This is a genomic window from Leptolyngbya sp. FACHB-36 (assembly GCF_014695955.1).
Lineage (GTDB): Bacteria > Cyanobacteriota > Cyanobacteriia > Leptolyngbyales > Leptolyngbyaceae > FACHB-36.
The window spans coordinates 1-1,882 of sequence record NZ_JACJPG010000469.1; the positions used below are offsets into that span (position 1 = coordinate 1).

Annotated in this window: 1 protein-coding gene; it reads left to right on the forward strand. The window is 58.7% G+C overall.

All coding sequences use genetic code 11. The features are described 5' to 3' along the window. Positions 1–1,882, forward strand: a 1,882-nt coding sequence (locus H6F43_RS13415; protein WP_190343244.1) for a translocation/assembly module TamB domain-containing protein, incomplete at both ends; no start/stop codon positions are given.

A 1,882-nucleotide genomic window follows, 5' to 3' on the forward strand; every position in this document is an offset into this window, starting at 1 on the left:
TGGATGTGGCAGGTCAGCGCGATCGCATCGCCGTGACTCTCGATTCTGCCTATCGTCCGGTTGCGTTTGACATTCGCCGCGATACCGCCGTCGCTCGGGGTCGGCGTCAGGGCGGACTGCTGCTCGTACAGGCGCAGCGATTTCCGCTGGAGCTGCTGAACGGCTTGACTCCGGTTGCCTTACTGTTCCCGTTCGGGGGCGAACTGAGCGGCAACGTAGCGCTGAATCTAGAGCGGCAGCAGGCAACTGGAGACATTGCCATTGCCAATCCACAAGTGGGGAATTTTCTTGCCGATCGCTTCGGGGGGCGCATTGACTTCCGCAATGGCGTCGCTACGCTGAGCGGTGCAGAACTGCGGCGTGGGCAAAGCGTGTTCCAGATTAATGGCAGCGCCTCAATTCAGGGACGCGACCCCAAGTTCCAGGGGCAGATTCTTGCCAACGGCAATCTTCAGGATGTCCTGGGACTGGCGCAGGTGTTTGAGCTAGAAGATCTACAGCGAGGGCTGTTGCAGCCGCCTGCCTACGGCAGTGCTGCTGATTTGCAGACGGCTCCCGCAGGGCAGTCGCGTGCCTCAGTGCTAACTCAACTGCGTCGATTGTCAGAAATTGAGGCGCTGCGGGCGCAAGCAGATGCCCGCCGTCAAGAATCTCCGCTGCCAGAGTTACGAGAGCTGCAAGGTAACTTCAACAGCAGTGTGACGATCGCGGGGTCACTACAGACGGGAGTTCGCGCCAATTTTGACCTGCGGGGGCAAAACTGGAAATGGGGACCTAATTTCTCTGCCGATCAGGTCGTCGCCCAAGGAAACTTCCAGGACGGCGTGCTGACTCTGCTGCCGCTGCGGTTTCAGACGAACGACGCTGTGGTTGCCTTCTCTGGACAGGTAGGCGGTGCGCAGCAGTCTGGACAGTTGCGCGTGGCAAATGTGCCGATCGATCAGCTCACGGACCTGTTGAACTTGCCGCTTAACGTGGAAGGCAAGCTCAATGCTACGGCTACCTTGGCAGGCAGCCTGAACAATCCGCAGGCGATCGGTGATATTAGCGTTAGCGATGGCACGCTCAACGGAACCGAGTTGGAGCAGGCACAGGGCAGCTTCCGCTATGCCAACGCTCGGCTAGATTTCGGCAGCACTATTTTGATCGATGGACCAGAACCGATCAGCGTTGCGGGAAGTGTTCCGCGTCAGCTACCCTTCGCCACCGTAGCGCCTGACAGTGACCAAATCAGCCTGGACATCAACGTCAAAAATGAAGGGTTGGCGCTGCTGAACCTGCTGAATAACCAGGTTGCCTGGGTCGATGGTCAGGGTCGGGTGAATGTGCAGGTGCGCGGTACGCTAACGCAGCCGATCGCGACTGGAATCGCCGAGGTGCAGAACGCCACCCTGCAAGCCAAAGCGCTACCCGAACCGCTCACAGGCGTCACTGGAGCAATTCGGTTTGATCGCGATCGACTGCGCGTCGATTCGGTTCAGGGGCAATTTAGCCAGGGCAACCTCAGCGCCAGTGGCGTGATTCCTATCTTTGCGAGTCTGTCCTCTACTGACCCAGACCAAGCCACTCCGCTTTCCGTAGCGCTGAACCGAATTCGGCTAACGCTCAAGGGAATCTATCAGGGCGGTGTGGAGGGCAATGTCCAAGTTGCAGGCACGGCGCTGAATCCTGTGCTTGGTGGAGTCATTCGCCTGTCCGATGGTCAAGTGCTGCTGTCAGAATCTGCTGGCGGTGCCGTGACCAGTCCTACTACGACAGGCACGACCCCGACAGGAGCGGGGCAACCCGCTGGTTCCAATTCCAACGTGTCGTTCAATAATCTGCTGCTGCAACTGGGCGATCGTGTCCGCGTTACGCGCCAACCCATTATCAATTTTCTAGC